Origin of the sequence: Stakelama pacifica (genome assembly GCF_004361835.1) — a bacterium.
GTDB classification, from domain to species: Bacteria; Pseudomonadota; Alphaproteobacteria; order Sphingomonadales; family Sphingomonadaceae; genus Sphingomonas; species Sphingomonas pacifica.
In genome coordinates this window covers 50034-76974 of record NZ_SNWD01000001.1, presented here as the reverse complement: position 1 = coordinate 76974, position 26941 = coordinate 50034, and the positions used below count along the sequence as shown (strand labels likewise).

The 26941-nt window shown below is 61.0% G+C and carries 20 protein-coding genes and 1 tRNA gene; 14 read left to right on the top strand and 7 right to left on the bottom strand.

Annotated features, from left to right (window positions below; translation table 11 throughout):
- Positions 1-20: 20 nt before the first annotated feature.
- Positions 21-1007 (bottom strand): porphobilinogen synthase, encoded by a 987-nt coding sequence (gene hemB / locus EV664_RS00295; protein WP_133493711.1) that lies wholly within the window; start codon positions 1005-1007, stop codon positions 21-23.
- Between hemB and EV664_RS00290 the strand changes: the two genes are divergently transcribed.
- Complete coding sequence (locus EV664_RS00290) at positions 1006-1989, top strand: diacylglycerol/lipid kinase family protein (RefSeq protein ID WP_425326414.1); 984 nt, start codon at positions 1006-1008, stop codon at positions 1987-1989. The genes hemB and EV664_RS00290 overlap by 2 nt on opposite strands.
- Here EV664_RS00290 and EV664_RS00285 read toward each other — a convergent pair.
- The 6 genes from EV664_RS00285 to EV664_RS00260 all read right to left on the bottom strand — a co-directional run bounded on the left by EV664_RS00285 (position 1974) and on the right by EV664_RS00260 (position 10393).
- The gene (locus EV664_RS00285) at positions 1974-3017 is read right to left on the bottom strand and encodes a collagen-binding domain-containing protein (protein WP_373287479.1); all 1044 of its coding nucleotides are present in this window, start codon (positions 3015-3017) and stop codon (positions 1974-1976) included. The genes EV664_RS00290 and EV664_RS00285 overlap by 16 nt on opposite strands.
- Before the next feature lie 111 nt (positions 3018-3128).
- Complete coding sequence (locus EV664_RS00280; RefSeq protein WP_133493709.1) at positions 3129-5897, bottom strand: valine--tRNA ligase; 2769 nt, start codon at positions 5895-5897, stop codon at positions 3129-3131.
- Positions 5898-5949: 52 nt separating this feature from the next.
- On the bottom strand, positions 5950-7560 hold the full coding sequence (locus tag EV664_RS00275; protein WP_211338433.1) for a histidine kinase famiy protein: 1611 nt from the start codon (positions 7558-7560) through the stop codon (positions 5950-5952).
- Positions 7561-7594: 34 nt separating this feature from the next.
- The gene (locus tag EV664_RS00270; RefSeq protein WP_229668012.1) at positions 7595-8152 is read right to left on the bottom strand and encodes a DUF2497 domain-containing protein; all 558 of its coding nucleotides are present in this window, start codon (positions 8150-8152) and stop codon (positions 7595-7597) included.
- Between the two features lie 73 nt (positions 8153-8225).
- Positions 8226-9719: a TolC family outer membrane protein gene (locus tag EV664_RS00265; RefSeq protein WP_133493708.1), complete on the bottom strand. Its 1494-nt coding sequence runs from the start codon at positions 9717-9719 to the stop codon at positions 8226-8228.
- Between the two features lie 5 nt (positions 9720-9724).
- Positions 9725-10393, bottom strand: coding sequence for a protein-L-isoaspartate O-methyltransferase family protein (locus EV664_RS00260; RefSeq protein WP_133493707.1), 669 nt, complete (start codon positions 10391-10393; stop codon positions 9725-9727).
- Positions 10394-10584: 191 nt separating this feature from the next.
- Here EV664_RS00260 and EV664_RS00255 point away from each other — a divergent pair.
- From EV664_RS00255 to EV664_RS00195, 13 genes are all read left to right on the top strand, one after another.
- A tRNA-Cys gene (locus EV664_RS00255) sits at positions 10585-10658 on the top strand.
- A 166-nt stretch (positions 10659-10824) separates the two neighbouring features.
- A complete protein-coding gene (locus EV664_RS00250; RefSeq protein ID WP_133493706.1) occupies positions 10825-12069 on the top strand; it encodes a tyrosine-type recombinase/integrase in 1245 nt (414 codons plus the stop codon).
- Positions 12070-12161: 92 nt separating this feature from the next.
- On the top strand, positions 12162-13028 hold the full coding sequence (locus EV664_RS00245) for a hypothetical protein (RefSeq protein ID WP_133493705.1): 867 nt from the start codon (positions 12162-12164) through the stop codon (positions 13026-13028).
- A 174-nt stretch (positions 13029-13202) separates the two neighbouring features.
- On the top strand, positions 13203-13388 hold the full coding sequence (locus EV664_RS00240; RefSeq protein WP_133493704.1) for a helix-turn-helix domain-containing protein: 186 nt from the start codon (positions 13203-13205) through the stop codon (positions 13386-13388).
- 89 nt (positions 13389-13477) lie between these two features.
- Complete coding sequence (locus EV664_RS00235) at positions 13478-14053, top strand: hypothetical protein (RefSeq protein WP_188656342.1); 576 nt, start codon at positions 13478-13480, stop codon at positions 14051-14053.
- A 198-nt stretch (positions 14054-14251) separates the two neighbouring features.
- Positions 14252-14623 (top strand): hypothetical protein, encoded by a 372-nt coding sequence (locus EV664_RS00230; RefSeq protein ID WP_133493703.1) that lies wholly within the window; start codon positions 14252-14254, stop codon positions 14621-14623.
- Between the two features lie 266 nt (positions 14624-14889).
- The gene (locus tag EV664_RS00225; protein WP_308423504.1) at positions 14890-16497 is read left to right on the top strand and encodes a type IV secretion system DNA-binding domain-containing protein; all 1608 of its coding nucleotides are present in this window, start codon (positions 14890-14892) and stop codon (positions 16495-16497) included.
- Complete coding sequence (mobF, locus tag EV664_RS00220; protein WP_133493701.1) at positions 16497-19259, top strand: MobF family relaxase; 2763 nt, start codon at positions 16497-16499, stop codon at positions 19257-19259. Before EV664_RS00225 ends, mobF begins: the two co-directional genes overlap by 1 nt.
- Before the next feature lie 70 nt (positions 19260-19329).
- Complete coding sequence (locus tag EV664_RS00215) at positions 19330-19647, top strand: HigA family addiction module antitoxin (protein WP_133493700.1); 318 nt, start codon at positions 19330-19332, stop codon at positions 19645-19647.
- Positions 19648-19726: 79 nt separating this feature from the next.
- Positions 19727-21745: a type I restriction-modification system subunit M gene (locus EV664_RS00210; protein WP_133493699.1), complete on the top strand. Its 2019-nt coding sequence runs from the start codon at positions 19727-19729 to the stop codon at positions 21743-21745.
- Positions 21742-23001, top strand: a complete 1260-nt coding sequence (locus EV664_RS19365; RefSeq protein ID WP_211338432.1) for a restriction endonuclease subunit S — start codon at positions 21742-21744, stop codon at positions 22999-23001. Before EV664_RS00210 ends, EV664_RS19365 begins: the two co-directional genes overlap by 4 nt.
- Positions 22998-23720, top strand: a complete 723-nt coding sequence (locus EV664_RS00200; protein ID WP_133493698.1) for a TIR domain-containing protein — start codon at positions 22998-23000, stop codon at positions 23718-23720. Before EV664_RS19365 ends, EV664_RS00200 begins: the two co-directional genes overlap by 4 nt.
- A complete protein-coding gene (locus tag EV664_RS00195; protein WP_133493697.1) occupies positions 23717-26710 on the top strand; it encodes a type I restriction endonuclease subunit R in 2994 nt (997 codons plus the stop codon). The genes EV664_RS00200 and EV664_RS00195 overlap by 4 nt, the downstream gene beginning before the upstream one ends.
- The last annotated feature ends 231 nt before the right edge of the window (positions 26711-26941 follow it).

Here is a 26941-nt window from a genome sequence, read left to right as displayed (position 1 = left end):
CGCTCTCCGCCTGAATCCCGTCAGCGTGCGAGCAGCCGCGCGGCATGCGCTGCGTGATAGGTCAACACGCCCGCACAGCCGGCCCGCCGGAACGCAGTCAGCGTCTCGATCACCAGCGCGTCGCGATCCGCCACCCCGGCGGCGACGCCAGCCTCGATCATCGCATATTCGCCTGACACCTGATACGCGAAGACCGGCACGGCGAACGCGTCCTTCACTTCGCGGATAATGTCGAGATAGGGCAGCCCCGGCTTCACCATCACGCTGTCCGCGCCTTCGGCAAGGTCGAGTTCGACCTCGCGCAGCGCCTCTTCGCGATTGGCGAAATCCATCTGATAGGTTTTCTTGTCGCCGGTGAGCAGCCCCCGGCTCCCCACCGCATCGCGGAACGGCCCGTAAAAGGCGCTGGCATATTTGGCGGCATAGGCCATGATCTGCACATTGCTGTGCCCCGCCGATTCCAGCGCGTCGCGGATCGCGGCGACGCGCCCGTCCATCATGTCGCTGGGCGCGACGATATCGGCCCCTGCCTCTGCCTGAACCATCGCCTGACGCACCAGCACCTCGCTGGTCGCGTCGTTCAGCACATAGCCCTTATCGTCGATCAGGCCGTCATGGCCGTGGCTGGTATAGGGATCGAGCGCGACATCGGTCAGCACGCCGATTTCCGGCACTGCGTCCTTCAGCGCGCGGATGGTGCGGCACATCAGATTGTCGGGATTATACGCCTCGGCCCCGTCTTCGCTGCGCAATTCGGGCGGCGTATTGGGGAACAGCGCAAGGCACGGAATGCCGAGGTCCCGCGCTTCTTTCGCACGTTCGACAATACCGGCGATCGACCAGCGCGACACCCCCGGCAAGGTCGGGATCGGCTCTTCTGCTGAGCCTTCGGTGACGAACAACGGCCAGATCAGGTTGGCGGGGGTCAGCACCGTTTCGCGATGGAGCGCTCGGCTCCAGGGGGCGGAACGGGTGCGACGCATGCGAAGCGCGGGATAGTGACTCATGGCGCGGATTAGTGCGCTTCCCGTGCCCGCTTCGCAAGGCGGATATGCTTTGGGCCGGATGCGCTTTTCGTGCGTTACAAATGCGATGAACGAAATCCGCAGCGCCGCCATGATCGTCAATGCCCAGTCGCGAAAGGGCCGCGACCTGTTCAAGCGCGCGTGCAGCGCGATGAAGGACCTGCCCTTCCCGGTCGATCCGCATGCGGTGCGCAATCCCAAAACGCTTGACGCGGTAATGGAGGCAGCGCTCGCCAAAAAGCCCGACCTTGTCATTCTGGGCGGCGGCGACGGCACGATCAGCGGGCTGGTCGATCATCTGGTCGGCACCGATGTGATATTGGGCGTGCTGCCCTTCGGCACGGCAAACAGCTTTGCCCGCTCGCTCGGCCTGCCGCTCGATGTGGAGGGCGCGGTCGAGGTGCTCGCCAGCGGAAGGCCGCATCGCATCGACCTCGGGAAGATCGACGGCGATCATTATGCCAGTTGTGCCGCGATCGGCATTTCGCCCAAAATCGCGCAGAGCGTGCCGCACTGGCTGAAGCGCTATTTCGGGCGGCTGGGCTATCTCGGCTGGGCGGCGCTGCAATATGCGAAGTTTCAGCCCTTCACGCTGATCGCGACTCGCGAGGACGGGCGCGAGGAGCGGATGAAGGCGGTCGAGGTCCGCATTTCCAACGGCCCCTATCATGGCGGTACCGAAATCGTCGAATGCGCCTCGGTCGACAGCGGCGAAATCGTCGTCGAGGTGGTGCAGGGCAATGTCCGCCGCCGCCTGCTCGAAAACTGGGCGGAGATCGTGCTCCGCCTCGACGCGCGGCATGAGGATGTGATCGACCTTACCGGCAAATCGATTCACATCCGCACCGAACCGCCGCTCCCCATCTCGATCGACGGCGAAGTGCTGGCCCGCACCCCGGTCACCGCCAGCGTTGCGGCAGGCGCAATTCGGGTGATGGTGCCCGCCGGTCAGTCCGCCAGCTGACGGCGGCGTCGGGCCACGAATACGCCCAGACCGAGCATCCCGATCAGGAACATCGCCCAGCTCGATGGCTCTGGAACCGGCTTCGGTCCGCCGCTGTCGGGCGGCGTGACCGGCGGGACATAGCCGCCGGTATAGGTGCCGAGATGGAATTCGCCATTCTGCACCAGCGAGCCGAATACGGACGACCCCTGAATATAATTACGGGTGATAGCCGCGGCTCCCGGCGCGAGCACCGAACCGCCCCAGGCAGTGCTCACGTCGATATTGGTCGCATCCGGAAAGTTCCAGATGACATGCTCACCCAGCCCCGCCGTGCCGCCGAGAAAATTGTCGTTCAGCCGGACGAACCCGCCCGACACATTCACGATCGCGGTGTCGGCGCCATTCAGATTGAAGCTGATCTCACCGATCCGGTCGAGATCGGCCGCGGAAATGTTGAATACTGCTTTGCCGTCGCCCCCCGGCGTAGCGGTAAAAATGCCGCGATTGCCCTGCACGCTGAACACGCTGTTCGCACTTTCATGCGCCATGTCGCGCGACAGGTCGGTCAGGCTGCTGGTAAGCAGGCTGCGCTCCTGTTTGAGGTTTTGCGCAAAGGCCGGATCGCTGCCGGCAAGATCGGACCGAACCGTGTTCTGATTGACATTGGTTTTGAAAATGCTGCCGCCGACCTTCACCGTCTGCGCCGCGCCGTTCAGGTTGAACCCGCTAAACACGGTACCGCCGATCAGCGCGCCCGATCCGTTATTCAGATTTTTGGTGCCGCCCAGCACATCGCCGACAACGATCAGCCCCGGCGTGCCATAAGCAGAGCTTGCGGGCGTCCGAATCTGATAATTGGACGAATTACCGCCGAGATTGCCGCCGACAAAGGTGCGCCCCTCTACTTCCGATGACGAAGTCAGGTTGCCCAGGACGATCAGATTCCATTCGCGCAGCGCGTCGATGCCGCTGATGCTTTGCGCGCATACCGGTGCCGAAGCTGCAAGAGCAGCGGCAGCGGCCGCAAGTCCGGCAATGCGATAGATCGATAGCAAGCCTGATACCCCCGAAAACCATACCTGAACGGACTGGTTATAACGTCTGCAGCGAAAATTACGCATAACGTAACATGGTTAACAGTTCCCGAAATGGTGCGATCAGCCGAGCCGCTCCAGCGCCTCGCGCAGCCGCTCTGCTTCGGCTGCCTTTTCGGCATGGTCGCTGCGCGCCTTTTCGACTGCCTCCGGCTTGGCCTTTTCGACAAAAGCGGGATTTTCCAGCCGTTTGGCGAGCGCGTCGCGTTCCTTCTCGATCGCTGCCACCGTTTTGGTCAGCCGCGTACGCTCTACATCGAAATCGATGACATCGGCCAGCGGGAGCATATAGGTCTGATCATCGACCACGAATGTCGCACACCCCTGCGCTTCATGCGTGACCCCCTGTCGCTCCAGCCGCTCACCGGTCGCTGTGTCGAACACCAGCCCGGAGCGTAAGAATTCGACCCAGTCCACCCGCGCCAGCCGGTTGATATAGACGGCATTGGCGAGGATGCGGCCTTCGACATCGGTCACCGGCGGTGCCGCTTGCGCCTCGCGGTCCGCAACCTCGGCTTCGATCCACAAATGGGTGCGCGCGCCCGGCGGGACGTTCAGCTCGCTGCGCGTGCGGCGAAGTTCGGAGATGAAACGGATCAGCCAGTCCATCTCCTTCATCGCTTCCGGATAGAGCGCACGCGCATCGGCGATCGGCCACCTCGCGACGATCAGATCATGCTCGCGCGGTCCCAGCGCGTGCCACAGTTCCTCGGTGATGAACGGCATGAACGGGTGGAGCATCACCAGAATCTGGTCGAGCACCCAGCCCGCAACCTTGCGCGTTTCGGCGGAATCCAGTCCGCGCTCGCCCTGCAATATCGGCTTGATCAGTTCCAGATACCAGTCGCAGAACCGGTCCCAGACAAAATGATAGACGGTGTTCGCCGCCCCGTCGAAGCGCAGATCGGCAAAGGCGAGGTCAAGCTGCTGCACCGTCTTGATCGTTTCGGCGATGATCCAGCGATTGACCGACAGATTGGCCTCAGGTGCCTCGATCGTATCGCTGCCGCCGATCCCGTTCGCCTGACAGAAACGCGCCGCATTCCAGAGCTTGGTCGCGAAGTTGCGATAGCCCTCGACCCGGCCCTGATCCATCTTGATGTCGCGGCCCTGACTTTCCATCGCCGCCATGAAGAAGCGCAATGCGTCCGCGCCATATTGGTCGATCAGACCGAGCGGATCGATCGTATTGCCCTTCGACTTCGACATTTTGGAGCCGTCGGCAGCACGCACCAGCCCGTGCAGATAGAGTTTGCGGAACGGCACTTCGTTCAGGAAATGCATCCCCTGCATCAGCATCCGCGCATCCCAGAAGAACAGAATGTCGAACCCGGAAATCAGGATGTCATTGGGATAGCGCCCCGCCGCACGGACGTCTTCGTCGGGCCAGCCCATCGTCGCGAAGGGCCAGAGCGCCGAGGAGAACCACGTGTCGAGCACATCCTCATCGCGCCGAAGCGAAACGCCCTCGCCCGCCTTTGCCTGCGCCGCTTCCTCGGTCTCGGCGACGAAGATGCTGCCATCCTCGGCATACCATGCCGGGATCCGGTGCCCCCACCAGAGCTGACGCGACACGCACCAGGGCTGGATATTCTCCATCCAGTTGAAATAGGTCTTTTCCCAGGCTTTGGGCACGATCTCGACCGCGCCTGAGCGCACCGCCTCGATCGCGGGACCGGCAAGCGTTTCGGCATCGACATACCATTGATCGGTCAGCCAGGGTTCGATCACCACCCCCGATCGGTCGCCATAGGGCGTCTGGATCGTGCGCGGCTCGGCGTCATGCTCCGCCCCGTCCTTGTCGACATGCGGGATCAGAGCGCCCGCCGCTTTCAGCGCCTCGACCACCGCAGCGCGCGCATCTTCGCGAGACAGGCCGATAAAGGCGTCGGGGATGAGCCCATCCGCCGTCTGTACCACCCGCGCTTTGGCATCGAGCATGTTGTACATTTCGGCCGCTTTGAACCCGTAACGCCGCCCGACTTCGAAATCGTTGAAGTCATGCCCCGGCGTGATCTTCACCGCGCCCGAGCCAAGTTCGGGGTCGGCATGTTCATCGGCGATGATCGGAATTTCGCGGCCCGTAATCGGCAGCTTCACCATCTTCCCGATCAGCGCCTTGTAGCGGTCATCGTCAGGATGCACCGCGACCGCCATATCGGCGAGCATGGTTTCGGGCCGCGTCGTCGCCACCCGGATATGCCCCGACCCGTCGGCGAGCGGATAGGCAAGGTGCCAGAATTTGCCCTGAACTTCGCGGGTCTCCACCTCAAGATCGCTGATCGCGGTGCCGAGGCCGGGGTCCCAGTTCACCAGCCGTTTGTCGCGATAGATCAGCCCCTGTTCGTGCAGGTCGACGAACACCTTGATAACGGCCTTCGAAAAGCCCTCATCCATGGTGAAGCGTTCGTTCGCCCAGTCCATCGAACAGCCGAGGCGACGAAGCTGGCGGGTAATCTGTCCGCCGCTCTCCGCCTTCCACTCCCAGACCTTGTCGACAAAGGCGTCGCGGTCATAATCGGTGCGCTTCTCACCCTGCGCGTTCAGCTGCCGCTCGACGACCATTTGCGTCGCGATGCCCGCATGGTCGGTGCCGACCACCCAGCGCGCATCCTTGCCCTGCAACCGGGCGTGGCGCACCAGAATGTCCTGAAGCGTATTGTCGAGCGCATGGCCGATATGCAGGCTGCCGGTGACGTTGGGCGGCGGATTGACGATCGTCCAGGGCTCGGCACCCGGACGGTCGGGCCGGAACAATCCCTTATCTTCCCAATGTTCATACCAGCGCTGTTCAATAGCGGCGGGGTCGAATGTCTTTGGCAGCTCGCTCATAGCATCCGCACTTAGCGCACCCATGGCATGGTGCAAGAGCGCGATGCGCGGTTCAGGCGATGCCGTTCGGTCCCTCCAGCAGCGCGCGGATCTTTCCCGACAGATCGGCACGGCGATAGGGTTTGCGCACCAGTTCGAACGAACGGCTGTCCTCATCCAGCGCACGATCCGAATAGCCGGTGGTCAGCAGGATCGGCAGCGACGGGATCATCTGGCGCACCTGCCGCGCCAGCTCGACGCCGCTCATCCCGCCCGGCATCACGATGTCGGTGAACAGCAATGCGAAATCGCGTTTGTGTTGCAACAGATCATAGGCTTTCGACGCGCTGGACACATGAGTCACCGAATAGCCGAGATCCTCAAGGATCGCCTTGCCCAGCTCGGCGACCTCGGGCTGATCCTCGACCATCAATATATGCTCGCCGCCGCCGCCTTCATGGATCAGCTGAACATGATCGGCCTCGACCATGCCGCGCGCACGCGGAAAATATAGAGCGAAGCGCGCGCCGCCATCGGGGACGTTGCGCGCTTCCACGCCGCCGCCCGATTGGCGAACAAAGCCATAGACCATCGACAGGCCAAGCCCCGTCCCCTGCCCGACCTCCTTGGTCGAAAAGAAAGGATCGAAAATCCGGTCGATCGTCTCTTCGGCAATGCCGTCGCCCTGATCCTGGATCGAAAGGCAGGCATATTCGCCCGGCGCCAGCCCGGCGGCGAGCGGCTCCTCCTCGGTGGAAACCAGATTTTCGGTCTTCATTTGCACCACGCCCTTGCCATGCATGGCATCGCGCGCATTGCTGAGAATATTGAGCAGCGCCATTTCGCACTGAACGGGGTCGAGCCGGCAATTCCACAGATCGTCGGCAAGGTCGGTGCGCACCTCCACCCCGTCGCCCAGATTGCGGTCGATGATCGGGCGGAAATCGCCGATCAGCGTATTGAGGTTCAGCAACCGGTCGCGCAATTCCTGCTTACGGGCAAAGGCGAGCAATTGCTGAGTCAGCTTCGCACCGCGATCCGCCGCAGTTCCGATCGCTTCGATCGCCCGCCGCGCCGCGCGGTTGCTGTCATCCACCCGCGATTCGAGCAGATCGACATAGCCGAGAATGACCTGCAGCAGATTGTTGAAATCATGCGCGATGCCGCCGGTCAGCTTGCCGACCGCTTCCATCTTCTGCGCCTGATGCAGCGCTTCTTCGGCTTCCTTGCGGCGCGAAATGTCGAGCTGGCTGCCGAAATAATAAAGCAGATCGCCGTTGTCGCCGAACACCGGCGACACGAACAGAGCGTTCCAGAAGGTCGATCCGTTTTTGCGGTAATTCAGGATTTCGACCGCGACTTCCTCTTTGCGTGCAATCGCATCGCGCACCAGCCCGATCGAATCTTTATCGGTCTCCGGTCCCTGCAGGAACCGGCAATTCGATCCGACGATCTCCGACTGTTTATACCCCGTCATCCGTTCGAACGCGGCGTTGCAAAAGATGATCGGGTTATCCTCGCGATGCGGATCGGTGACGATCATCGGCATTCGCGTCGTCTTGACGGCAGCAAAGAAGATATCCGCGCGCGCTTCGCCCGGCATGGTGTCGTCCGCGATATGCGGAGCCGGCGGAATCTCCGGCTGCGCCTTTAGCGGGGTTTCGCGGTCCTCACTCATACGCATACAAACTTTCTAAGGGCCGCGAGGTTTCGCGAATTCAGGAACCGCGCTCAGTAATGCGTTCGATCTCGCGCTGGACCATCCGTTCGACCAGACCGGGAAGATTGGCATCCATCCATTCGCGCAGCATCGGGCGCAGCATTTCGCGGACCATCCCCTCCAGCGTGTCGGAACCGGGCGTTTCGGGTTTCACCACCATGCGCGACAGCGATTCCAGCTTGCCCCGGCTGGCATCGGCTGCCTGCCGCGAAACGATCGTCTCTTCTTCGGCTTTGCCGCTATCGGCGCCCGATCCCGCTGCATCGTCTTTGCCGAGCGCACGGTTCGCCGCGCGTTCGCCAACGCCTTCGTCGATCAGAAAGCGCGATCGCGCCAGCGCATCTTCACCGGCTTCGGCGATTGCTTCGCGCAGTTCGAGCACCGCATCGGCAGGGTCGCGTCCGCCCGCACGCTCGTCCTCGTCCGGCGCATCGGCGGAGCGTCGCTGGCGACGCGAGGCCGAACGCGAAGGCGCACCCTCACCATCATCGGCGATGATGCGTTTGATGGAGGAGAGAATATCCTCCATCGATGTCTCGTTGCTGATATCCCTCATGACGTCCTCGGGATTTCGTACAGATATATGACACGTGCGGGAAAACTCGGCGCACTGTCAATCATCTATCGCACTATTCGCCCGCATCGCCGACGCCGAGATCCAGCGTCTCATCCTCGCCCAGCGGCGCGACATCCGACGTCTGGGCGGGTGTGCCCGTGGTCGTGGTGGCGACGGGCATGGCATCCTTGCCCTCGCTCCAGTCCCATATCTGCCCGCGCACATCGTCATAATGCGCCACCGGATCATAGAGGCCGCCGCCGTCGAGCCCAAGGTCCTTGGCCTCGGCCCGGCCCATCGCGGCGAGCAGCGCGAAACCGGCGACATAGGCATTGCGCTGCGCCGTCACGAGCTGGACCTGCGAATTGAGCAGTTCCTGCTCGGCATTCAGAATGTCGAGCACGGTACGCGTACCGACGCTGTTTTCCGCGCGCACGCCCTCCAGCGACAATTGGTTGGCCTTCACTGCCGCGCGCGACGAGCGGATCAGATAGAGCGAGGATTGCCATGCGGCATAGGCCGAACGCGTATTCTGGACCACCTGCCGTTCGGCAGCGGTCGCCTGCTCGATCGCCTGACCGCGACGCGCCTTGGCCTGACGCACCTGCGCGGCGGGGCGCCCGCCCTGAAACAGCGGCAGGGTCAGCTGCACGCCCGCAGTCGCGCCATTGCCCGTATTCCGCACCCCCTGCGCCTGCGCCAGCGGCGGAAGCGAACCGAGATAGTTATAATATTGCCCGCCGACGACGACGCTCAGCTTCGGCAATTTACCCGCCTTTGCCGCATCCACATCGAAACCCGCTGCCTTCAACGCTTCTCGCGCCTGATCGAGCTGCGGATTTTCGCGCAGCGCGGTGTCGACCGCAACTTCGGTCGAATCGGGCAGGTTGGGCAAATCGGGCGGCGACTGAAGATTGTCGGGCGTGGTGCCGACCACGCTGATATAGGTTTCGCGGCTGGTGATCAGCTGCGCCTGTGCGTCGCGAAGCTGCCCCTTGGCCTGTGCGAGCCGCGCCTCGGACTGGGCGACATCGGTGCGGGTCAGATCGCCGACCTGAAACCGGTCCTGGCTTGCCTGAAGATTAATCTCCAGCACATGGACATTTTCCTGATTCAACCGGACCACCGCCGCATCGCGGATGACGTCCATATAGGCCGCGACGACCCGCGTGAAGAGATCCGATTCGGTGCTGCGCAGTCCCGCGCGCCCCGCCTCGACCCGGGTTTCGGCCGCGCGGACGCTGTTCTTCACCGCACCGCCCTGAAACACAGGGACGCTCAGCTGCGCTCCGGCAGTAAGCTGGCGCGGCGGCGCGAGGAAGCTGTTCGTCGGCGTGACCAGCGTCTCGCTATATCCGCCGCTCGCATCGAGCGCGGGCAGTCCGTTCGCTTTGGCGAGCGGCACATTCTCGTCGGTCGCGCGCAACTCGGCGCGCGCACCCGTGATCGAGGGGTTGGTCTGATAAGCACGCATCAGCGCGTCGCGAAGCGTGTCCGCCTGCGCCGACTGAACCGCACAGGCGAAAAGGCCGACCCCCGCCGCTACCTTTGAAAACCGCCCCCCCATGGCGCTCAGAACCGGAAGCCGTGCGGCTTGGCAAAGCCGGGCAGGACGCAGCAATCGCTATCCGCGAAATCGAACAGACCGAAACCGCCCTCGGTCTTGCTTCCCGCCGCCAGCCGGGTAACGCCGCGATCGACAAGGCCAGTCGAAATCCGCGCGCCCGGCGACGCCTGAGCAACGATTTCGGGGGGCAATTGCTCGACCGCACCGTCGAGGATGATCGCATTATACGGCCCGTTTTTGGCGTACCCATCGCGCAGCGGCCCGGCGACCAGCTCGACATTGCGGATTGGGGCGAGCGATTCGCGCGCCATGGCAAGCAGCGCCTCGTCTTCTTCCAGCGCAACGACATGGTCGACGATCAGCGCAAGCACCGCCGCCGTATATCCACCCGCCGCACCGATCAGCAGCACCTTGTCGGTCGGCTCCAGCCATGCCTCATTGATCAGCCGTCCGGTCGCGAGCGGCGTGTTCTGAAACCGTCCGTTGCCCAAAGCAAGCTGCGTGTCGCGATAACAGACATCGCGAACCCCCTCCGGGACATAGCGTTCGCGCGGCACCGCTGCCATCGCTTCGATCACGCGGACATCGTCGACCGCGCTGGTGCGAAGCTGGCTGGCGACCATCGATCGGCGCATCGCCTCGAAGCTGTTCGAATCGGGGTTTTTATTCATCATGACGTTCCTGTCGCACGGCTGTGTTATGGATGCAATACACATTGACGGTTGCAACCGGCTTTTATCGCGCCCCTGTCGCTTCGCCAAGCAAGCTGTGCCTGCTTTTCTTATGCCCCCATCGCCGCGCGGGCGATTATTCTTCGCCGCGCATATTGACAGCGAAGCACTCTCCGCGCATTTGCGTGCCCCTCGGCCCGATGGCGGAGTGGTTACGCAGAGGACTGCAAATCCTTGCACGCCGGTTCGATTCCGGCTCGGGCCTCCAAATTCTCGTCTGACAGTGACTGTCGGCGGTTGAAAAATCCCTGATTTCAGCTAGTTTTAAGGCATTCACCGGTTGCCGGTGGCTGCCTCTGTTCGCCTGTAGTTACAGAAGATGGGGGCCTAATCTGGGGGCATTGAAAAGCCCCTCCCAGAAGCGAGGCCCCCAAATGGCATTGACCGATACCGCGATCCGAAATGCCAAGCCCAAGGACAAACCCTATAAGGTGGCGGACGCGCAGGGGCTTTATCTGCTGGTCAACCCGAGGGGCAGCAAGCTGTGGCGGCTCAAATACCGAATCAACGGTGTTGAGCGAAAGCTGGCGTTGGGCTCCTATCCTGAAATCACGCTGGCCGAGGCCCGCTCGGCGCGCGATGCGGCACGCAGGCAAGTCGCCCATGCTATCGATCCGAACATAGCCAGACGGCAGGCGCGCATTGAGGCCAGCATTCGGGCGAGCAACAGCTTCGGCAGCGTGGCCGAAGAGCTGATCGAGAAAAAGACCCGTGAAGGGCTGGCAGAACCGACGCTGGTCAAGCTGCGCTGGTTCGTGACGCTGTTGGGCGCGGATTTCGGCAAGCGTCCTGTCGCCGAAATCACACCGCAGGAACTGTTGCACGAACTGCGCAAGCATGAGCGGCGGGGCCGACTGGAAACGGCCAATCTCCTTCGTTCGTTCGCGAGTCGGGTGTTTCGCTATGCGGTGGCGACCGCGCGGGCCGAGCGCGATCCTGCTCAATTGCTGATTGGGGCGCTTACCTCCCCCAAGGTCAAGCACTTCGCGGCCATCACGGACCCTGTTGTTTTTGGGGCGTTGTTGCGGGCGATTGACGATTATCAGGGCGACCCGGCTGTCATGTATGCGTTGAAGCTGACCCCACATTTGTTCCAACGCCCCGGCGAAATCCGGCAAATGGAATGGAGGGAGATCGACGTTGACAAGGCGGTCTGGATCATCCCGGAAGGCAAGATGAAGATGCGTCAGTCGCATTCGGTGCCGCTTTCGCGACAGGCGCTGGCCCTGCTGGATGAGATGCGCGCCTTGTCCGGTTCGGGGCGCTATGTGTTCCCGTCGATCAGGTCGCGGGCGCGACCGATCAGCGACAACACGGTCAATGCCGCCTTGCGGCGCATGGGCTATGCGAAAGACCAGATGACGGCACATGGGTTCCGCACGTCTGCATCGTCGCTGCTGAACGAATCCGGCAAGTGGAATCCCGACGCCATCGAGCGTGCCTTAGCACATATGGTCGCAGGGAGCGTTCGGCGCATTTACAACCAGTCCGCCTATTGGGGTGAACGCGTCGAGATGGCGCAGTGGTGGAGCGACTATTTAGGCAGTCTCCGGGACGGAGGCAATGTTGTGCAGCTGCGGTCAGGAAAGCGGGATGGCGCTGCTGACGACGGCAAATAGCTGAAGATGGTCAAATTTGCGCAACATGAGCCACCCGCCTGTCTATCTTTACGATGTAGGCTAAACTGGCCTTCATTGCGAAAGAAGCGCTAATGAAAAACGAATTTATAACTGAAGGTAAATTTTCAACTATTGCCTTGAGACTCGTGGCGGCACGGTTCATTCATAAGAATGAAGACGAAGGCGTCCTTGAAATCGATCGCATTGCTCGCGGCGTGCGCTCGCAGGTTGCCATGCAATATTTAATCCTATGGGCCGCCTTGATGCTGGCGACGTCCTTCTTTCTGATATTCGCTCTGGCGGCGATTACGCTTGTCTTCGTAAATGAAGAATATGGCCATGTTGCTGGCGTCATCGCGCTTCTGCAATTCGCAATCGTGATCGGTATTCTGAGCTATTGGCGGAGTCTCCAATATGGCGGTTTGACCGTAGGTAAGCCGCAACCTGCGATCTACGCGAACCCCGAGGACCCGGCAGCGCAGAATCTGGAACGGCTATTCACCGAGCTTCAAAAGGAAAGCACTCCCCGTGCTTTCTACCGGTCGAGGAATGGCGTGAAGCGATATGTTGACGAGCGCTATTTCTTCGGCGCGTTGCGCGTGGCGCTGGTGTCCAAGAATCCGGAACTGCGGGACATGTTTTTCCCACCGATAGGTGTCTGGTTTTCCCGAGAGCTTTTCATGGAGGTCGATGTTTCTGCGTTGATCGTCAAGGCCAAAGCCAAGCCGAATGCCGCCGGGGTGAAAAAGACCTACGATTATACCGATGCGGCCATGTCCTTGATCGAGCATCCCGCGATCCGAGAACTCGACCCGAACAAGCGTGGCAGCCAGATGCTCGTCAAGGGCCTTCTGCACGATTGGTATGAAAGTAACCGCCAGACCCCGCCGGGCGAGACGCAGCTTGCCCTCTATGCAAAGATGATCTTGGACGTCATTCGGAAAAATCGTGCGCGGTAATTCCGATCCGGATTACCGATAAATGACGGAAATCAGGCATTCCGGTTGCCGGGCAATTACCGGGAAGGTGCTGTGAGTGGCTGATTTCCTCAGTATTGACCACCGTTCGTATGCCCGCAGTCCCGTGGATATGGACATGTCTCCCGCCGCCAATCGGCAACCAAGGAGACGCACATGAAGCCACTTGCGCTTTCTATCAACGACACGGCCAAGGCGCTCGGCATCGGCAGATCGCTGACCTATGCGCTGATCAAAACCGGTAAGCTCGATGCCGTCAAAATGGGCACGCGCACGCTGGTCACGACCGCATCCATCGCCCGCCTGATCCAGACCAACAAGGACGGCACGCAGGCGTCCTGATCCGGTCTGATTGATCGGCGGGCTAATCCTGCCCGTCACACTCCGACAATCCAATCCACGTCACTCGTGATTTCACGAAAGGAAGAATTATGTCCTTTTTCCGTCGCTTCAAGGCCCGGCTGGGCTTCCGTCTCTCGCCTCATGCCCCCGTCACCCTACGCTTCCAGACCGATGCGAGGACGGCTGATTATGCGGTCCCGCTCATTCGCAAGCTGCTTGACGGCAGCAAGGACGGCGAGACCTACCGCGTCGCGGTGGCGCACTGGTTCCGCGCTGAGCGCCCGCCGCTCGATTATTATCTGGGCTCGGTCAGCCTGTGCCGAATTGACGGGCCGCTGGTCGAGGCGCCGCTTGACTATCCGCATGGGTGGTTCCTGCCGATGGGCGGGTTAATCCAGTCCCCCGGTGTTACGGCACACCTCACCCCATTCGAGGCGGACGCGCTGCGAGATCGCATCCGCGAGGCCATCGAGGTCCAAATTGTCGAGTGGGTGGAGGAGCATCGTCTACACGAACGCCCGCCGGTCCTTGCGGATTTTGATCGCGCCACCGCCGATGCGCAAGCAATGGCTTGGATCTCGGCTGGCGTGCCGGAATGGATGTCCAGTTACGAGCCGTCTAGCGCCGCACAAGACCCGCAGGTGGGAGGCACCGAGCATGACTGAGCCCTCCACCCGGATCGCTGCTTCGCGGGGCGACGAGGCTTTGCCTCGCGCCTGCAATAAGGGATCACACCTCACGCACGGGTGCATGGCGGTTTTCCGCCCCTGCGCGAGGGTGCGCCGAGGGTGCGCGGGGGGTGTCGGTCACGCGGTTCCGCCGCTTGTCGAGGGTGCGCCGCGCACCCTCGCAGGGGGCGCCGCATGAAGCAGGCGCACCACTCCATCCGTCTGTCCCAGCCGCTCGATAGAGTGCTCAGGAACCTCGCCGAGCGCCATGGCGTCGGTCATTATGCGATGCTCCAGCGTTGCGTGAAGGCGGGCCTTGCGGCGCTCACCGACGCGCCCGACCCGGACGCCGGCAATCGCGAGCTTGTCACCGAACTGGCCGCGCTCAGCGTTCGCATGACGGAGGTCGAGCGGCTGCTGGACAGGGCGCTGTTCACCGCCTGCGCAGCCTATGCATATTCCCGCAGCGCGGCGCTGGCCGCACGGGCGAGCGACGAAGCCATCACCGAAGAAATCCACAAAGCCTATGAGCGTCAGCGTCTGCTGGCGCGGGAGACGAAGCCATGATCCACGCCCATGATCACCACATCCATGCTGGCGCGCTTGCGCGCCAGCGCCGCAACAATCTTCTCGCCCAATTCAAACTGCATAGCGGCCTCATGCTCCTGTCCTGCGCGCTGGGGGGCGCCACTACGTCCTATGTGTTGCGAGCTCCGGGCGATGCCGAGGCGATTTCGACCTACATGCTTGCAGAAACGAAGGTTGCGCTGCTTGGGGGACTCGTTCGCGATCCGGTCTTGCGGATCGAGGATGGTGGGCAAGGCTATAATGCATTGGCCCGCGCCGTGATTGCGCACCCCTATTACCATCGGGCGGTCGATACGACGCTCGCTCACGCTATGGCGGGGGGCGGTCTTGGCCTTGCGGGCTGGCTCGCCGGCCTGCTGTTGCTGCGAAAGGTCATGGCGCGGCGACGGGCGCAAGCGCTGCAAGACCGAATCATCGGCGGGACGGTCGTTACGACCGAGGCGGCGCTTGCCAAGCGGCTCCGCGCCGAGGCGGGACCCTACACGCTCACCATCGCTTCCGTGCCAATCCCGGCCCGCTTGGAGACACGCCACATTGCCATGATCGGCACCACCGGATCGGGCAAAACGACGGTCCTGCGCCAGATGCTGGATAGGATCGAGGGACGGGGCGAAGCCGCTTTGGTCTATGACACGTCAGGCGAGTTCATCGAAAACTACTACAATCCGGCTCGGGGTGACGTGATCTTGAACTCCTTCGATGCCCGGTGCGCCTTCTGGTCCCCGTTCGCCGAAATCGGCCACCCGGCGGACGCGGACCGGATCGCCACGCAGCTTGTTCCGCAGACTGGCGATCATGACCATGATGTGTGGCTCCAGACCACCCGCATCTTGGTCGCCAACATGCTGCGTGATCTGTCGCAGCGCGGCAATCCTACGCTGACCGGCCTGCTGACTATGCTCCAGATGAGCAGCAAGGAAGAATTGCGGGAGCGGCTGGCGCATACGTCATCAGCGCGGACCTTCGCGGATGATGCCGATCGCGCGACGGGCAGCGTGTTGTTCATGCTGGCCAAGACCGCGAACCTCATCCAGTTCCTGCGCGCCGAGGAAAGCGGGGCCGAGCCCTTCGCGTTTCGGACGTACTTCCGCAATCTGGACCAGCGCAATGGCCCGAAGCCGTGGATATTTGTGCCGAGGAAGGAAGATTACTTCGAGGCCTCCAAGCCCCTCTTAGCGTGCTGGCTCGAATGCGCGGCCAGCGCCGTGCTGGGCCTCTCGCCATCGGGCTCCCGGCGCGTCTGGTTCATCCTCGACGAGCTCGCCGACCTGCCCCGCGTCGATAATCTCGCGCGGCTCCTGCCCGAGGGTCGCAAATTCGGGGCGGCGGTCGTGCTGACCTTTCAGGCGATCGGCCAGATGAGCCATCGCTACGGCCCGCAGATCGCCGAAGCGATGTTGGGCAACTGCAATAGCAAGCTGTTCCTGCAACTCGTCGATGCGGAAACGCGCGAATGGGCCAGCGAGACGATTGGCACCCAAGAGGTGGAAATCGCCACGATGAACCACACGCTGCCGTCCGGCACCACAGCAGGCGGTCCCAGCCTGAGCCGTGATCGCCAGACCCGCCCTGCCGTGCTTGAAAGCGAATTGCGCCTGCCACCGCATGCCGGCTATTTGTTGCTGCCGGATGGCTTGCCCGTGGCGCGGATCAAGTTAACCGCCGACCATATCGCGCAGCGAGGGGCACCCCGCCAGCCCGGATATATCGCGGGCGATCCCGACGCGACCTTGTGGAAGGAAGCAGCGCGCATCGCGCCCGTACCGCCTGCCGCTCCGCCCGCAGGCCAGCCCTCGGCTTCGTCAGCACCGCCGCCATCGCCTGCCGGGCCGGCCGGGCAGGGGCCGGTTTGATGGTCGCGTCCGTTTCCGCGCTGACCAGCGCCGCACAGGCCGCGAGCTATTACGAGGCCGATGACTATTATTCGGAAGACGGGCTCGCCCCATCGCAATGGCGGGGCCAAGGTGCACAGGCGCTAGGCCTGTCCGGCGAAGTGGACCGGGAGCGCTTCCGCGAGGCGCTGGACGGGAAGATCGGCAATCAGATGCTTGGCACCATGCGCGGCGGCGAATTGGAACATCGCCCCGGCTGGGACGTGACGCTGAGCGCGCCTAAATCCGTGTCGATCATGGCCGAGGTGGCAGGCGACCGGCGTTTGATCGCCGCCCATGACGAAGCGGTCAGCATCGCCATGGCTCATGTCGAACGTCACATGGCCGCCACCCGTATCCGGGACGGCGGAAGCGTTGCCCGCGAGTCCACCGGCAATCTGGTGATCGCCAGCTTTCAACATGGGACCAGCCGAGCTCAGGACCCGCAATTGCACACGCATAATGTGGTGATGAACGCGACCCAAAGCGCCGATGGCGAATGGCGCAGCCTTGAACCGAGAGCGATCTACCAGCTTCAGAAGCAGATCGGTTCAATCTACCGGCAGGAACTAAGCGTGAAGGTGCGCGAGCTTGGCTATCAGATCGAGACGGCCAAAGGCTCGATGTTCGAGATTGCAGGCGTGCCCGCCGAGGTGCTTGAGGCATTTAGCACCCGCAGCGCGCAGATCGAAGCGGCCTTGGCAGAGCGCGGCGCTTCCCGCGATACGGCCAGCGCTGCTCAGAAGCAGGTTATCGCGCTCGACACGCGCGAGACTAAATTTTTCGTAGATCAGGGCGCGCTTGTCGCCGACTGGCGCGAGACGGCGAGCGATGCCGGGTTCCGGGCGTCCGAGCGTCTGGCGATCGTCGCAGCGGCCGAGGCCAAGGCAGCCGATCCGGCCTATCTCGCCGCCCTTGCGCGGCAGGGCCATCAGGCCGCTTTCCGGGCCATCGCACAGGCCAGCGCACATCTTGGCGAACGGCAATCGGTCTTCTCGCACGCTGCCCTGCAAGCGGAGGCCGGCCGGTTCAGTCTTGGTAAGGCTAGCCATGCGCAGATCGCCAGCGCTATCGCGGAGGAAACGCGAGGCGGGGCATTGATCGACCGGACCTTTCTTGATCGGCGCGGCGCAAAGTTCGACGGGTTCACCACGCGCCGTAATGTCGAAACCGAAACCACCCTGTTGCGCGTCGAGGCGCAAGGACGCGGCGCGTGTGCGCCCATTGCTTCACCGCTTGAAGCCGCCAAGGCGGTCGGCAGCGCCGCCATGCAGGCCGAGCGGGCCGGGTTCGCGTGGAATGTCGAGCAGCGGGAGGCCACCACGCAGCTTTTGACCAGCCGCAACCGCATCACGGCTATCCAAGGTTTTGCAGGGACGGCCAAAACCACAACGGTTCTGGCTACCTTCGCCCGCGAGGCCGGGGCGAAAGGCCTGTCGGTCGTCGCCTTGGCTCCCACATCATCAGCGGCGATGGTGCTCGGAGAGGCGCTGGAGACGCGCTCCGATACGGTCGCGCGTCACCTGCGCCTGCCCGAGCGACCCGACCCGACGCGGCCCGTCCTATGGATCGTGGACGAGGCGTCCTTGCTCTCGGCACAGGACACGGCGCAACTGTTCGACCTGGCTGAAAAGCATCACGCCCGCATCGTGCTGGTGGGTGACGTGCAGCAGCTTGGATCGGTCGCAGCTGGTGCGGCGTTCGAGCAGCTACAGCAGGCGGGCATGGAGACGGCGAAGCTGACCGAGATTGTCCGACAGACCAACGAGGCAACAAAGGAGGCTGTGCTGGCGTCTATCCAAGGAGACGCCCAAAAGGCACTGGCCGCGCTCGACCGGGGCGGGGGCACAGTCATCGAGCATGAAGAGCGGGCAGCACGGTTCGCCATGATGGCCACGCGCTATACCGCGATGGACGAGGTGGCGCGTGCCCGTACACTAGTAGTCGAGCCCTCCCGCGAGGGGCGTGACAGGCTCATTGCGGACATACGCGAAGCCCTGAGCGAAGCAGGTGCGATCACCGGGCCTGCGGTTCCCATTCAGCGTCTCGACAGCAAGGGGCTAACTCGTGCCGATGCGCATGACCCCATGTCCTACAATAAAGGTGATGTGATCCGGTTCTTCCGAGACTATCAGCATAAGGGGGTGATGCGCGGCGAAGCCTATACGGTTGAATCCATCGATGCGGCCAAGGCGGCGATCATGCTCAGATCGGAAGATGGTCGCGAAGTGGACTGGCGTCTGCGCCAATGGGGTGCGAGCCATGTGCAGGCGTTCGCCCCGCAGGCGATGGACCTCAAAACCGGCGATGCCATCCGGTTCACGCGCAATGACCGCGAGGCCGGACGGAACAATGGCACGCTCGGTGCGGTAATAGCGCTCGACGCACAGAACCGCACCGCGACGGTGCGCACCGAGCGCGGCAAGGTCCAGACGCTCGATCTTGACGCTGCCCGTGACCGGCACATCGCCCATGCTTACGTGTCCACCACCTTCACCGCCCAAGGCCGCACGGTCGATCATATCATCGTTCACGCGGACAGCGCGGCCACCAATCTCGTCGATCAGAAGAGCTTCTACACCAAACTGTCCCGCGCCAAGGCGTTCGTAACGTTGTTCACGAACGACCGCGCCAGACTGGAGGGCGCGATTGCCGAGCGAACCGGCGAGAAGCAGACCGCGCTTGTGCAGCACGCCGCGCCCAACCCAGCCGCCCGCAAGGATTTTGGCGCGGGGTTGGGATAAAGATGGGGTTTATCCGCTCGCCGACAACTGTATAGCGTCGCCCAACGGCGCACGATGCAGGGGGGTAACTATGATCGCGATTGCAGATATTCGCTTGAAAAATCCGGCTCACCCCGGCGGTTTCATCAAGCATGAGATCATAGAGCCGCTGGGCTTGTCGGTTACAGCGGCAGCGGCCGTGCTGGGCATTACGCGCGCGACGCTTTCAACGTTGCTCAATGAGCGCGCGAACCTGTCGCCTGAAATGGCGCTGCGTATCGAGAAGGGATTCGGCGTGTCGATGGATACCCTCATGCAGATGCAAAGCAGCTACGACATTGCGCAAACTCGCAAACGGGAAGCGGAAATTAAGGTTTTTCCTTTCAAAGGCAAACTACGAGACGACTAACAGAAATTGGCCTAAGCCACCCAGATCGGGTGAAGCAGAGGTCACATTTATACATTCGATACCGGCGGGATATTAACTGATGCAACGAGAAGAAGTTCGCAACCTTGGCGGGTTTGTGTGGTCAATTGCCGAGATTTTACGCGGCGACTTCAAACAGTCTGAATACGGCAAGGTTATTTTGCCTTTTGTCGTATTGCGCCGACTCGACTGCATCCTTGAGTCGACCAAAGCTGCCGTTCTTGAAGCCGCCAATTCGGTTCCCGAGGGCGTGGACGACGCCACCCGCGATATGATTTTGTTCAGCGCGGTGGGCGGGAACGTGAAAGTTTACAACCTGTCCCGCTTCACGCTGACCACCCTCCAGGGCCAAGACCCCGGCCAGCTTCACGCCAATTTGGTCGATTACATCACCAAGTTTTCGGCCAACGTCCGCGACATCTTTCTCGACAAATTTCTGTTCACCGACCAGCTTAAGCGTCTCAAGGAAGGGGGCATCCTTTGGAACGTCTTTGAGCGTTTCACCGAGATCGACCTGCATCCCGATACGGTCAGCAATATCGAGATGGGCTATCTCTTCGAGGAGCTGATCCGCCGCTTCTCGGAAATCTCCAACGAGACAGCGGGCGAACACTTCACCCCGCGCGAGGTGATCCGCCTGATCGTGGAATTGCTGATCGCCAACGACGATACCAAGCTGACCGGACGCGGCATCATCCGGCAGGTCTATGATCCGGCCTGCGGCACGGGCGGTATGCTCGCCCTCACCGAAGCCGCCTTGCAGGAGTTTAACCCCTCAATCCGCGTCGAATTGTTCGGACAGGAATTGAACGGGGAATCCTTCGGTATCTGCAAATCCGACATGCTCGTGACGGGCCACGATCCCGAACAGATCGCCTTCGGCAACACTCTCACGCAGGATGCCCATAAGGACAAGAAATTCCACTACATGCTATCGAACCCGCCCTACGGCGTGGACTGGAAAAAGTATCAGGACGCGATCAAGGGCGAAGCCGACACCTTGGGCTTCGACGGCCGTTTCGGGGCGGGCACGCCGCGCATTTCCGATGGCCAGCTTCTCTTCCTCCAACACATGATCTCGAAAATGCGCGACGATGAAATCGGCTCGCGCATCGGCATCGTCATGAACGGCTCGCCGCTGTTCACGGGCGGGGCCGGGTCCGGCGAAAGCGAAATCCGCCGCTGGATGTTCGAGAACGATTGGGTGGAGGCGATTGTCGCTCTGCCTACAGACCTGTTTTACAACACTGGCATCCAAACCTATGTGTGGCTGCTGACCAACCGCAAGCCCGCCGATCGCCGGGGCAAGGTGCAGTTGATCGACGCTAGCAGCGAACGGTTTTGGAAGTCCATGCGGAAATCGCTTGGCTCCAAGCGCCGGGAGATTCCCGAAGAAGCCCGCGCCGACATCGTGCGCATCTACGGAGGCCTCCTGAACGGCGGTCGCGGCGAAGGCGACGTTGCCAAAATCTTCGACGTTGCGGACTTCGGCCATCGCGAAGTCCGCGTCGAACGCCCGTTGCGCCTGAATTTTCAGGCCAGTCGGGAACGGATCGCCCGCCTTGCCGACGAGAAAGTGTTTGCGCGCCTGCCCGAGGACGAGCAGGAAGAGATCGAAGTCGTTTTGCTGGGGATGGGCGATACGCTCTTCACCAACCGCGATGCCTTCAACAAGGCTTTGGCCAAGGCGTTCAAGGTCGAGGGCGTGAAGATCGCGGGGCCAGTCAGGAAGGCGGTCCTTTCGGGCCTTTCCGAGCGCGACGAGGACGCCGACATTTGCACCGACAAGGACGGCAACCCTGAGCCGGATACCGACCTGCGTGACCACGAACTTGTGCCGCTCAAGGAGGACTGGCGCGAGTATATTGCGCGCGAGGTGACGCCCTTTGCTCCCGATGCTTGGGTGGACGAATCTTACCGCGACGCCCGCGACCGCGAAATTGGTCGTGTCGGCTACGAGATCAACTTCAACCGCTATTTCTACCGCTATACCCCGCCGCGTCCGCTGGATGAGATCGACGCAGAGCTAAAGGCGCTGGAAGCGGAAATTGCGGGGCTGCTGCGAGAGGTGGCGGCGTGAGCAACACCGGCTTCTTGATCGAAGATTATTATGGGCGAAACCAGAGCCTTGATTGGCCTCGTGTCCGTGCGAAGCACTTCTTGCGTGAAATTGATGCCCGTTCAGAAACCGGGGACGAAGAAGTTTTAGGACTTTCTGGAAGTCGGGGTGTGCTTCGGCGATCCGATATGGGACAACGAGCGTCAGAAGCGTCCTCTTATGTCGGATACAAACACGTCCGAGAAGGTCAGCTCATCTCGAACAAGATGCAAGCATGGAACGGCATGTTTGGCATATCACCCTACAACGGTATTACCAGTCCTGACTATGCTGTTTACGAATTTTCGGACCAAGTTGTTCCGCGTTTTATAGAATACTTATGTAGGACGACTCTATACGCAGCCGAGTTTCATTGCCGATCAAAAGGGATGGGAACGGGGTTTCTACGGCTAAATCCCCGAGAATTTCTCTCAACAGAGCTTTGGCTGCCTTCTATCGATATTCAACTGCTCATCGCTGATTTCCTTGACCGCGAAACTGCCCGCATTGAACAATTGATCGAGAAAAAACGTCTCTTTGTGACGGGCGTAGCACGTCGGATAGAGGCGCTTGTTGACCAAGCGATTGCAGACGCCAATGTGCCACGCACACGATTTGAACACCTGACGCAGCGCGTTTCACGCCCTGTCACGTTGTCCGAGCACGATGAGTTGGTTCGGCTTGGCCTCTACAACCGGGGGCGCGGTATTTTCAGAAAGCCCGCCGCCGACGAAGAAGGCATGGGTGATTCCGAGTTCTTCTTCGTCGAGGCTGGCGATCTTATCCTTAGCGGTCAGTTCGCATGGGAGGGTGCAGTCGCTCTCGCCACCGCCGATGAAGAAGGCTGCGTCGTTTCGCACCGTTATCCTGTCTATCGGGGCAAGTCCGGGGTTAACACCTCCTATTTGCTTGGGCTCTTGCGGAGCAGCTACGGTGATTTCCTTCTCAACGAGGCATCGAGAGGTTCGGCGGGTCGCAACAGGCCCCTCAACGTGCGCCGCCTTGGAAAAGAAAAAATCCCCGTCCCCGGATCAGCGTTGCAGAAGGCTGTTGAGCAAGCAGTTGATTTCGAGCGACGATTGAAAGGGAAAACAGAACAGTCGATTGCGCGACTGGGAGAGTTCCGCGCCGCTCTCATCACTGCCGCCTTAACCGGCCAGATCGACGTGGCGACCTGGGGTAGGCTCGGTGAAACACAGCGCCGATTGGATAAAATAGGGGAGGTCATTCAGGCATGAACAAGTTTCATGGGAGTATCGATGAGCTAAAAACTGCGATCGATTCATGCGGATTGGTAGGGGCTTGGACTGATAATGCTAAGGCGAATAACCATTCTTTCCGGGGACGCACCGGCGAAATCTTGAATTGGTGGCCGAGCAAAGGCACGATCCAGTTTCAGGGCCAAAATCAGGATGCCTTTCGGATATCTCTACAAGCAGCACTAAACGGAAATGGGAGCATGACCCCAAGTGCTGTAGCTGTCGCGGCAAGTGCCAAAATATTTCTAGTGCATGGTCACGACCGTGACGCACGGGACCAGTTGGAACTGGTACTCATGCGGCTCGGTCTGCAACCTTTCATTCTGCAAAATTCCGATGGTGAGAGCAAAACCGTCATCGAAGCGTTGGAGAAGAACATTTATCGCGAGGCCGCCTTCGGCATTATCCTCCTTACGCCCGATGACTTCGGCTATTCCAAGGTGGCCGGGGAAACCGAAAAGCAGGCCCGCGCCCGTCAGAACGTCATACTCGAAATGGGAATGGTGATGGCCGCGCTAGGGCGCGACAAAATGGTGATTCTTAAAAAGGGCGCACTTGAAATGCCGTCTGACGCGGCGGGCATACTCTACATCGAGTTCAATGATCACGTTCGCGAGATTGTTCCGAAGCTGGCACAGCGACTCCAAGGTTCCGGGTTCAATATTGACCCTAGAAGCATTGCAGGGGCATCAGCATGAGTACCGCCGCCCATAACGCCCACAAGGAACAGGTAGTGCAGGATCACCTGATTACGCGGCTTATCGCGGGTGGGGGCTATGAATTGCGCGATGCCAAGGCCAACTATGACCGGGCGCTGGCGATGGATAGGGCTTTGGTCCTGCGCTTCATCCAAAGCACCCAGCCCGGAGAATGGACCAAGCTGGAAGGGCATTACACCACAGCGGCGGAGGACACGTTTTTCAAACAGCTCGAAAAATCCCTGAAAGATCGCGGACTGCTGGACGTGCTGCGGCAGGGGATCAAGATTGTCCCCGGCATCACGTTTGCGCTCTGCTACTTCCGCCCCGCCAGCGGATTGGAACCTAAGCGCGTCGCCGAATACGAGGCTAATATCCTCTCGGTGATGAAGGAGGTCGAATACAGCGAGCGGCACGGCGGGCGGCTGGACGTTGCGCTTTTCCTCAACGGACTGCCCGTCGCCACGATGGAGGCAAAGAACCTCCTCACCGGCTCCAATTTCCGTCATGCCGAAAAGCAATACCGGCAGGATCGCTCGCCAGCGGGCGAACCGTTGCTGACCTTCAAGCGCGGGGCGTTGGTCCATTTCGCGCTGGACGAGGACAACGTATCCATGACCACGCGGCTGCAAAATGGCCGCACCCGCTTCCTGCCCTTCAACCGGGGCCGCGATGGCGGGGCCGGAAATCCCGACATTGAGGATGAGTTCCGGGTCGCCTATCTCTACAGTTTTGGTGAATGGGGTGCGGCGATATTCTCCCGCGCCGTGCTACTCGACATCATAGGGCGTTTCATCCACCTCGACACCAGCGGCAGGACGGAAGCCTTGATCTTTCCGCGCTTCCAGCAGCTTGACGCCGTGCGCAGGCTCATGGCGCACGCGGGCCAGTTCGGCGCGGGACGCAACTACCTGATCCAGCACTCCGCAGGCTCAGGCAAATCCAACACCATCGGCTGGCTCGCGCATCACGCGATCAACCTTCATGACATGGATGACAAGGCGGTATTCAACACCGCGATCATCGTTACCGACCGTATCGTGCTGGACCGCCAGCTTCAAAGCACCGTCTCGCAGTTCGAGCAGACGCAGGGCGTCGTGCGCAAAATCGAGGGCACATCGAAGCAGCTTAAGCAGGCCATCGCCAAAGGCGCGCGCATCATCGTCACAACGATCCAGAAATTTTCGACCGAGCACCTGAAAGAGATTTCCGGTCAGGGCGATCGCACCTTCGCCGTCATCGTGGACGAAGCACACAGCAGCCAGTCCGGCAAATCAGCCCAAGCCATGACCGACGCGCTCACGCGCGAGGGGGACTCCAGCGACGACATCGAAGACATTATCGCTGCCTATCAGAAGGCGCGCGGTCCGCAGGCGAACATCAGCTTCTTCGCGTTCACCGCGACCCCGCGTAATGTCACGCTGGAACGCTTCGGCACCAAAGGCCCTGACGGACTCCCGCACCCATTCCATCTCTATTCGATGCGCCAAGCCATCGAGGAGGGTTTCATTCTGGACGTTCTCCAGAATTACATGACCTACAAAGCCTATTACGAGCTCGAAAAGGCCATCGAGGATGACCCGCAGCTAAGCGGGCGGCGCGGCCAGCGCCGGGTTGCGCGCTATGCCAATCTACATCCCACTGCCATCGGTCAGAAGGTCGAGATCATTGTCGAGCATTTCCGCCGCCATGTCGCCAAGATGCTGGACGGACAGGCCAAGGCAATGATCGTCACCGGGAGCCGCGATCATGCGCTGCGCTACTTTTTCGGCGTGCGCGACTACATCAAGGCGCAGGGCTATGCCGATCTTCGTGCGCTGGTCGCTTTCTCGGGCGAACTTACCTTCGATGGTCAAACCTACACCGAAGCCGACCTGACGGGCTTTGCTGAAACCGAGCTGCCGGGCCGCTTCGACGGTTTCAAGCCGGACGGCACACCCTATCCCGAGCAGTATCAAATCCTGATCGTCGCCGAGAAATACCAGACTGGCTTCGACCAGCCCAAGCTTTGTGCCATGTATGTGGATCGCAAGCTGGCGGGCCTACAGGCGGTTCAAACCCTGTCGCGTCTGAACCGCACCCGGCCCGGCAAAGACCAGACTTACATCCTCGACTTCCAAAATACCATCGAGGACATACGGGATGCCTTTCGCCCATATTTCGAAGTGTCGGCGCTCGAAGCCAACTCCGACCCCAATCTCGTTTACGATCTTGAAGGACGGTTGTTCAAATTCACCTATCTCGACAAGGAGGAAATCGAGCGGTTCGCAGCGACCTATTATAAGGGGCAGCTCGACGGCGGGGACCGCGCACGGCTCGAAGGGCTTGTCCGTCAGGCCGTCGCCCGGTTTGAATTTGATGAAGATGAGGGGCGGCAGGAGGAGTTCCGCCAACTTCTGCGCAGCTACATGCGTTTCTACAGCTTCATAGCGCAGGTGATGAAGCTGGAGGATACGGGCTTGGAAAAGCTCTATTCATACGTCACATGGCTCGCGCGCCTCCTTCCCAACCGGCAGATTCCACCCGAAATTGAAATCACCGACGACATGCTCCGGCTACAAAAGTTTAAGGTCGAGCAGAAGGAGCAGGGTGACGCCTCGCTCGCCGCTGGCGACAGGGCGGCGCTCAAAGCAATCAGCGAGTTTGGGGCTAAGCCCTACACTGAGGACGAGCAGAAGGAGTTGTCCGAGATCGTCAACGCGTTCAACGAACGTCACGGAACGCAATTCTCCGAAGGCGACATGATCCGTTTCGAGCAGGTAAACGAAGAGATTTTGGGCGACAACCTTGCGGAGATGTTGCGCAACAACCCGCCGGACGTTGTTTACACTGCCTTCGCCCAAGCGTTCTTCCAAGGCGCGGTCCGCATGTTCCAGCGCGATAATGAGATGCGCAACATCGTGTTGACGGACGCAGAGGCGCGGGACAAGGCCACACGCCACTTTTTCAATCGAGCACTTCGACAAGTCCGCGACGTTCATGCGCCGTAAGATGTCCTATCGCCGTGTTCGCTTGTTTTACCGACAGAACAAGTGGTGAAAAAGGAAGGTCATCTCCCTTTGCGGCCCGAGTGAAATCGCAGGCTGAAATTACTGGGGCCTTTTTGGGGGCCTTTGCGCTCGATACAATCAATCAACCGCCTGATACTAAATGATAAATATCTATTAATTCGATTCCGGCTCGGCCTCCACACACATGTCGATCGACGCGGGCCGTGCCTC